Origin of the sequence: Actinomadura sp. DC4 (assembly GCF_030406325.1) — a bacterium.
In the GTDB taxonomy this organism is placed as follows: domain Bacteria; phylum Actinomycetota; class Actinomycetes; order Streptosporangiales; family Streptosporangiaceae; genus Actinoallomurus.
Genome location: NZ_JAUEQY010000019.1, coordinates 213823 through 222012 on the forward strand (window position 1 = coordinate 213823; position 8190 = coordinate 222012).

The 8190-nt window shown below is 71.3% G+C and carries 4 protein-coding genes; 1 reads left to right on the forward strand and 3 read right to left on the reverse strand.

Annotation, left to right across the window (positions count from 1 at the left end; genetic code table 11):
• Nucleotides 1-44: 44 nt before the first annotated feature.
• From QWU11_RS29150 to QWU11_RS29160, 3 genes are read right to left on the reverse strand one after another with little or no spacing between them, the layout of a single operon-like run.
• Nucleotides 45-2186: a xanthine dehydrogenase family protein molybdopterin-binding subunit gene (locus QWU11_RS29150; RefSeq protein WP_290117647.1), complete on the reverse strand. Its 2142-nt coding sequence runs from the start codon at nt 2184-2186 to the stop codon at nt 45-47.
• Complete coding sequence (locus QWU11_RS29155) at nt 2183-3175, reverse strand: xanthine dehydrogenase family protein subunit M (protein ID WP_290117648.1); 993 nt, start codon at nt 3173-3175, stop codon at nt 2183-2185. The genes QWU11_RS29150 and QWU11_RS29155 overlap by 4 nt, the downstream gene beginning before the upstream one ends.
• Nucleotides 3172-3735: a 2Fe-2S iron-sulfur cluster-binding protein gene (locus tag QWU11_RS29160; RefSeq protein WP_290117649.1), complete on the reverse strand. Its 564-nt coding sequence runs from the start codon at nt 3733-3735 to the stop codon at nt 3172-3174. Before QWU11_RS29160 ends, QWU11_RS29155 begins: the two co-directional genes overlap by 4 nt.
• 583 nt (nt 3736-4318) lie before the next feature.
• On the opposite strand from QWU11_RS29160, the gene QWU11_RS29165 reads away from it, so the two are divergent.
• The gene (locus QWU11_RS29165; RefSeq protein WP_290117650.1) at nt 4319-7867 is read left to right on the forward strand and encodes a choice-of-anchor D domain-containing protein; all 3549 of its coding nucleotides are present in this window, start codon (nt 4319-4321) and stop codon (nt 7865-7867) included.
• Nucleotides 7868-8190: the final 323 nt, after the last annotated feature.

Here is an 8190-nt window from a genome sequence, read left to right on the forward strand (position 1 = left end):
GTGCCACGCCCGCCAGTCCCGGCTCACGTCCCGGCCTCCTCGCGTCAGCTCGCCGCGGCTCCCGCCTCCGCGCCCAGCGTACGGTCGAGGCGGATCGGCAGGGCGCGCTGGCGTACACCGGTCGCGTGGTAGGCCGCGTTGGCGATGGCCGCCGCGACGCCCACGATGCCGATCTCGCCGAGTCCCTTGATCCCGCTGGGGTTGTAGGTGTCCACGTCCTCGACCCAGTCGGCCTCGATCGCCGGCACGTCCGCGTTGGAGGCCACGTGGTAGCCGGCGAGGTCGCCGTTGACCAGGCCGCCGGACACCGCGTCCCGGACGCCCTCCTCGTGCAGCGCCATCGACAGGCCCATGATCATGCCGCCGATGAGCTGGCTGCGCGCGGTCAGCGGGTTGACGACCCGGCCGACGGCGTAGATCCCGAGCAGCCGCCGTACGCGTACCTCTCCGCTGGCCACGTCGACCGCGACCTCGGCGAACTGGCCCCCGTAGCCGTGGCACTCCTTGGGCTCGCGGGCCTTGATCAGCTCCGAGGTCTCCCCCCGCACCGTGATCCCCTCTCCGGGGATCTCATCGGTGAAGGCGAGCCGTTCGCGCAGCTTGGACGCCGCCTCGATGACCGCCCAGCCCCAGGAGCCGGTGCCCATCGAGCCGCCCGCCAGGAACGCGGGCCCGAAGTCGCTGTCCGCGATCTCCACCCGGACGGCCTCCGGAGGCGCGTCCAGCGCGTCGACGGCGATGTGCTTGAGCGCCGTACGCGCGCCGGTCCCGACGTCGGTCGCGCCGATCCGTACGGTGAAGGTGCCGTCCGCCTCGGCGGTGATCGACGCCGAGGACGGCGCGATCCCGGCGGAGTGGGTGGCGGCGGCCATCCCGGTGCCGACGAGCCAGCGCCCGTCCCGGCGCATGCCCGGACGCGGGTCGCGGCCCGCCCAGCCGAACCTCCGGGCCCCCTCCTCGAGGCAGGCGATGAGCTCGCGGCTGCTGAACGGCAGGCCCGAGGCGGGCGCGACCGCGGGTTCGTTGCGGACGCGGAGCGCGATCGGGTCCATGCCGAGCTTCACGGCGAGCTCGTCCATCGCCGACTCCACGGCGAACGAGCCGGGCGCCAGGCCCGGCGCGCGCATGAAGGTCGGCGTCGGCGTGTCGAGCCGCACCACCTTCGTACGGGCGCGCAGCGCGTCGGTCGCGTACATGACGCGGCTGGACCGCGTGCTCTGCTCCACGTACTCGCTGAGCTGCGAGGTGAAGGTGGAGGCCTCGTGGTCCAGCGCCCGCAGGCGTCCGTCGGCGTCCGCTCCCAGCCGGATCCGGTGGGCGGTCGCGGGCCGGAACCCCACCAGCGCGAACATCTGGCGGCGGGTGAGGGTCACCCGGACCGGCCGGTCGAGCGTGGTGGCGGCCATCGCGGCGAGCACGAGGTGCGGGCGCATCAGGCCCTTGGACCCGAAGGCGCCGCCGACGTGCTCCGAGCGCACGCGTACCGAGGTCGCGTCGAGGGAGAACAGCTTGGCCAGGTCCTGGGCGATGGCGTACGAGCCCTGGTTGGAGTCGACGACGTCCAGCCGCCCGGCGTCCCAGCGCGCGACGGCGGCGTGCGGCTCCATCGCGCTGTGGTACTCCTCCGGCGTGGTGAACTCCTCGTCCACCACCACGGCGGAGCCGGCCAGCTCGGCCTCGATGTCGCCCTTCTCCACGTCCGGGCCCGTGAGCCCGCCGGGTACGGGGGTGTAGAGACCGGGGTGGTGGCCGCTGAAGACGACGTCGTGCGGCTCCTCGTCGTAGGTGACGACGAGCGCGCCGGCGGCGGCCCTGGCCTGCTCCAGCGTGGTGGCGACCACGAGCGCCACCACCCAGCCGACGTGCGGGACCTTGTCGTCCTGGAGGATCTGCAGGGTCGCGTCGGGGCCCATCATGCCCACGTCGGGCGCGAGGCGCGGCGCGTTCCGGTGGTCGAGCACGGTGAGCACGCCGGGCATCGCGAGGGCGGGCTCGGTGTCGATCGACCGGATCCGGCCACGGGCCACGGTCGAGGTCACCAGCCAGCCGTACGCGAGGTCTTCGAACGGGACCTCGCCGGCGTAGCGGGCCGCGCCGGTCACCTTGGCCAGACCCTCGATGCGGGTGCTCGCGGTGCCGACGACGGGCGTACGTGGCGTCGCGGTGGTGGTCGTACCGGTGGTCATCGCGCGGCCTCCTCGGTGAGCTCGGTCAGCGTGGCCACGACGAGGTTCCGGATGAGCGCCACCTTGTAGGCGTTGTGCGCCAGTGGCCGGGCGGCGGCCAGCTCGGCGTCGGCGGCGGCCGTGAACGCCTCGGCCGTCGCCGGACCTCCGGTCAGGGCCCGCTCGGCGGTCCGCGCGCGCCACGGACGGGAGGCGACCGCGCCGAACGCGAGACGCACGTCCCCTACGACGCCGTCCTCGACCTCCAGGGCGGCGGCGATCGAGCCGTTCGCGAACGCGTAGGACGCGCGCTCGCGCACCTTGCGGTAGCGGGACCGGGCGGCCACGGGCGCGGCCGGCAGGGTCACGCCCGTGATCAGCGCGCCGGGCGGCAGCGCGGTCTCGCGGTCCGGGGTGTCGCCGACCGGCAGGTAGAACTCCGACAGGGGCAGCTCGGCCGGCCCGTCCGCCGTCCACAGCAGGACGACGGCGTCGAAGGCGGCGAGCGCGACGCCCATGTCCGAGGGGTGCGTCGCCACGCAGTGCTCGGTCCAGCCGAGGATCGCGTGGTTGTGGTTCTCGCCGGTGTGGGCGGGGCAGCCGCTGCCGGGCTCGCGCTTGTTGCACGGCTGCGACGTGTCGCCGAAGTATCCGCAGCGGGTGCGCTGCAAGAGGTTCCCGCCGACGGTCGCCATGTTGCGCAACTGCCCGGAGGCGCCCGCGAGCACGGCCTGGGACAGCGCCGGGTAGCGGCGCCTGACCTCGGGGTCGGCGGCGAGGTCGCTGTTGGTCACGGTCGCGCCGATCGTCAGCCCGCCGCCGGCGGTGACCTCGATCCGGTTGAGCGGCAGCCCGCGTACGTCGACGAGCAGGTCGGGCTTCTCCACCCCGATCTTCATCAGGTCGACCAGGTTGGTGCCGCCGCCGAGGAACCGCCCCTCGGGGTTGTCCTCGAGCAGGGCGACCGCCTCGGGCACACCGGTCGCGCGCTGGTAGCCGAACTCCCTCATGCCGTCACCTTCACGCTCTCGTCGTGCTCGGCGTGCGCCTCGGCGGCGTCCGCGACCGCGCGCACGATCGAGACGTACGCGCCGCAGCGGCACAGGTTGCCGCTCATGCGCTCGCGGATCTCGTCGTCGGTCAGCCGCGGCGCGCCGGCCTCGGGCCGTACGTCGTCGGTCGCGGCGCTCGGCCAGCCGGCGGCGTGTTCCTCGATCACGGCGACCGCGGAGCAGATCTGGCCGGGCGTGCAGTAGCCGCACTGGTAACCGTCGCGGTCGAGGAAGGCCTGCTGCACGGGGTGCAGCCGGTCTCCGTCGGCCATGCCCTCGATGGTGGTGACCGAGCGCCCTTCGGCCGCGACCGCGAGCTGGAGGCAGGAGTTGGTCCGCCGCCCGTCGAGCAGGACCGTACAGGCCCCGCACTGCCCCTGGTCACAGCCCTTCTTGGTGCCGGTCAGGTCGAGATGTTCGCGTAGTGCGTCGAGCAGGGTCGTGCGGTTGTCGACCGTGATCGAGTAGGTCTCGCCGTTCACGCTCAGCGCGATGGCGCTGGAATTGGTCTGGTCCATCAGATCTCCTGGAGGCAGGACTCCGCGCGGCGGCCGTGAGGGGCCGGAGCACCATGCGTGCCGAGACGTACGGCCGCGAGGCGTGGTGCCCGGCGCGGGCGCTCGCCGGTATTCCGAATGGTGACGCTGTCATGGATGGTCACGAGTGATCCTGGTGTCGGCGGTGGAGCCGAGGAGGCGCTACCTCTCCAACCGGAGGACTCTCCGGCACCCTCCACCCTAAACGGAGGCAGCTCCCCTTAGCAAACCACCCGCGTACACGGACCTGGACGGAAGCACTCCGCCGGACCGGCCCAAGTTACCTTCTTCGCAACCTGTCCTGGATTTCCTACGAACGATGAGTGTCTTACTGCTTCTTACTTTCGAACATGCAACAACCTGTTCGGATATTGCGTAAATGTGTCGGCGGGGTTACCGTCCCCGGTAGCACGATCCACCCCGTCCCTTGCTGGGGCTTTCGTCCTCTATCGCCGTACGTACCGGGCGGAGATTCAACTGGTCCGTGGGGCGTTGCCGGCGCCGGCTCCCGCGTTTCGGCGTGCTGTCCGTGAGCTTTTGGGGCCCCACCGAGAGTGAGCAGCGCATGTCCAAACCGCACACGGGACTCAGATCCCGACTCGGCGCCATCCTCAGCAGCGTGCTGATCGCCGCCGGCGTCGTCACCCTGTCCGCGAGCCCGGCCTCCGCCGCCGCGACCGGCGGTGTCGGCGCGACACTTCCCTACGTCGAGGTCCAGGCCGAGAACTCGGCCACCAACGGCACCGTCATCGGCCCGAGCGCCGCCTACAACACGCTTCCCGCCGAGGCGTCGTACCGCAAGGCGGTGACACTGCAGGGCAGCGGCAAGTACGTGGAGTTCACCACCCCCGTCGCCACGAACTCCATCGACTTCCGCTACAGCATCCCGGACACCTCCGGCGGCTCGGTCTACACGGCGCCGCTGTCGCTGTACGTCAACGGCACCAAGCAGTCCGACTTCACGCTGACCAACGCCTACAGCTGGTACTACGGCGGCTACCCCTTCACCAACTCGCCGGGGAGCAACCCGCACCACTTCTACGACGAGGTCCACCGCCTCTTCTCCACCACCTACGCCGCGGGCACGAAGTTCCGGCTCCAGGTCGACGCCGGCGGCGCGTCCTCGTACACGATCGACTTCGCCGACTTCGAGAACGTCGCCGGCGCGCTGTCCCAGCCGTCCGGCTCCGTCTCGGTGACCGGCAAGGGCGCCGACCCGACCGGCGCCGCCGACTCCACCGCCGCGTTCAACTCCGCCATCTCCGCGGCCGGCTCCGGGGGTACGGTCTGGATCCCCGAGGGCACCTTCAAGATCCCCGGCCACCTGATCCTGAACAACGTCACGGTCAAGGGCGCCGGCATGTGGCGCTCGACCGTCGTCGGCGCGGCGCCCGGCTTCTACGGCGACAACGCGCCGAGCGGCAGCACCGGCGTGCACCTCGCGGACTTCGCGATCTTCGGTGACGTCCAGGAGCGCAACGACGGCGCCCAGGTCAACGGCATCGGCGGCGCGCTCAGCAACTCCACCGTCGACCGCGTCTGGATCGAGCACGAGAAGGTCGGCGCCTGGATGGACGGGCCGATGAGCAACCTCGTGTTCAGCGGCATGCGCATCCGGAACGTCACGGCGGACGGCGTCAACTTCCACGACGGCGTGACCGGTTCCAAGGTCACCAACAGCGACCTGCGCAACCTCGGCGACGACGGCCTGGCGACCTGGGCCGACCAGAACGCCGACGCCAACGACTCCTTCGACCACGACACCGTGCAGTACCCGATCCTCGCCAACGGCATCGCGATCTACGGCGGCCACGACAACACCGTCTCCGACAACCGCGTCATCGACGCCGGCCTCACCCAGGGCGGCGGCATCCACGTCGCGCAGCGCTTCGCCTCGACGACGCTGGGCCGTACGGACGTGCTCCGCAACACGATCATCCGGTCGGGCAGCCTGGACCCGAACTGGAACTTCGGTGTGGGCGCGCTGTGGTTCGACGCGCGCGACGCCGCGATGAGCGGCCAGGTCAACGTCGACAACATCCTCATCCAGCAGAGCCCGTACGAGGCGATCCAATTCGTCTCGGGGTCGAGCATCACGAACGTCTCGATCAACAACGCGACGATCCAGAACACCGGCACGTGGGTCGTCCAGGAACAGGTCGGCGGCTCGGCCAAGATCACCAACAGCACCGCGACCGGGACGCAGGCACCGGCCCCGATCTACAACTGCGGCGTCGGCTTCACACTGACCGACGGCGGGGGCAACTCCGGCATCTTCGGCACGCCGGCCTGCTCGAACATCACCAACCCGGCGTTCCCTCCGTACCTGCCGGACAACGGCTCGCAGATCTCGATCAGCCCCACCGCGGTCGGCTTCGGCACCGTGGCCACCGGCTCCACGAGCCCCGCGCAGAGCGTGACCGTCACCAACAGCGGCACCGCCGCCGCCCCGGTCGGCTCGATCGCCACGACGGGTGACTTCGCCCAGACCAACACCTGCGGCAGCTCGATCGCGGCGGGCGGGTCCTGCACCGTCAGCGTGAAGTTCACCCCGACCGCGACGGGCTCGCGGACCGGCAACCTCTCGATCACCGCCTCCGGCATCACCAATTCGGTCCCGCTGTCCGGTACGGGCGTGGCCCCCGGGCCGATCCTGACCCCTGACCCCTCCAGCCTGTCCTTCGCCGGCACGATCGTCGGAAGCCCGGCGGCGACCCAGGCGGTCACCGTCACCAACACCGGCACCACCTCGGCCACGGTCTCCGGCGTCAGCGCGAGCGGCGACTACAACCAGACCAACAACTGCTCGACCCTGGCGGTCGGCGCCTCCTGCACCGTGACCGTCAAGTTCACCCCGACGACGTCCGGCACTCGTACGGGCAGCGTCACGATCACCAGCAGCGCCAACAACAGCCCGACGACCGTCGCCCTCACCGGCAGCGGAATCGGCACCGACACCAACATCGCCCGGGGCAAGGCGGCCTCGGCGAGCAGTGAGGTGAACGGCACGCAGGCGGCGTCGACCACGACGGACGGTGACGCGAACACCTACTGGGAGAGCGCGAACAACGCGTTCCCGCAGTGGCTGCAGGTCGACCTCGGCGCGAGCTACTCGGTCGGCAAGGTGACGCTCAAGCTGCCGCCGTCGTCCTCGTGGGGCACGCGTACGCAGACCCTGTCGGTGCAGACCAGTACGAACGGCACGAGCTTCAGCACCGTCGTGCCCTCCGCCACCTACACCTTCACCTCGCCGGCCAACGTCGTGAACATCGCGACCCCGGCCACGAACGCCCGCTACGTCCGCGTCAACGTCACCGCCAACTCCGGCTGGCCGGCGGGACAGGTGTCGGAGTTCGAGGTCTATCCCAGCGGCGGGACGTCCACTCCGTCGGCGACCCTGTCCGCGAACCCGGGCTCGCTGAGCTTCGCGAGCCAGGCTCTGGGCACCACCAGCGCGGCCAAGGCCGTGACCATCTCCAACACCGGCACGGCGACGGCCTCGCTCACCTCGATCGTGGCCTCCGGCGACTACACGATGACCAGCACGTGCGGCGGCTCGATCGCCGCCGGGGCCTCCTGCACCGCGAACGTCAGCTTCCGTCCGACGGCCTCCGGCACGCGTGCGGGCGCGCTCACGGTCACCAGCAACGCGGCCAACAGCCCGACCACGGTGGCTCTCACGGGTGTCGGCGCGGGCGGCTCTTCGGTCGACCTGGCGGCGGGCAGGCCCACCGCCGAGTCCAGCCACACCGATGTCTATCCGTCGGGCAACGTCACCGACAACGACCAGAACACCTACTGGGAGAGCGCGAACAACGCCTTCCCGCAGTGGGTCCAGGTCGACCTCGGCTCGGCGCAGAGCGCGAGCCGGGTGGTGCTGCAACTGCCCGCGTCGTGGGAGGCGCGCAGCGAGACGCTGTCGGTCCTCGGCAGCAACGACGGCTCGTCCTTCTCGACGGTCAAGGCGTCCGCGGCGTACTCCTTCAACCCCTCGTCGAACAACACCGTCACGATCCCCATCACCGCGACCCAGAGGTACTTCCGGGTGAACATCACCGCGAACTCGGGCTGGTCGGCCGGGCAGCTCTCCGGCCTCCAGGTCTGGAACACCTGACCCTCGGCTGAGGCCACGGGGGCGGGGGGGGGGGCGCCCCCCCCCCCCGCGGCCGCCGCGCGCGGGGGGGCGGGGGGGGGGGGGGGGGGGGCCCCCCCCCCGCCGCCCCCCCCCCCCCCCCCCCCCCCCCCCCGACGGGGGGGGGGGGGGGGGGGGCCAGCCGTTCACGATCAGCTTCCCGGCCGCCGCCGCCGGGGGGCACGCCCGACGAGACACCCAAAAAACAACAGAACCCAACACACAGCACAAGACGGGCACAGACCCCCAGGGACAACACCAAACACCAAACGAGAGACAACGACAGAGGGAACCACAAGCGGCCG

What these genes read in the sequence shown, in the direction of transcription:
- QWU11_RS29150 (WP_290117647.1), bottom strand. Translation starts at nt 2,186, where the DNA reads ATGACCACCGGTACGACCACCACCGCGACGCCACGTACGCCCGTCGTC.
- QWU11_RS29160 (WP_290117649.1), bottom strand. Translation starts at nt 3,735, where the DNA reads ATGGACCAGACCAATTCCAGCGCCATCGCGCTGAGCGTGAACGGCGAG.
- QWU11_RS29155 (WP_290117648.1), bottom strand. Translation starts at nt 3,175, where the DNA reads ATGAGGGAGTTCGGCTACCAGCGCGCGACCGGTGTGCCCGAGGCGGTC.
- QWU11_RS29165 (WP_290117650.1), top strand. Translation starts at nt 4,319, where the DNA reads ATGTCCAAACCGCACACGGGACTCAGATCCCGACTCGGCGCCATCCTC.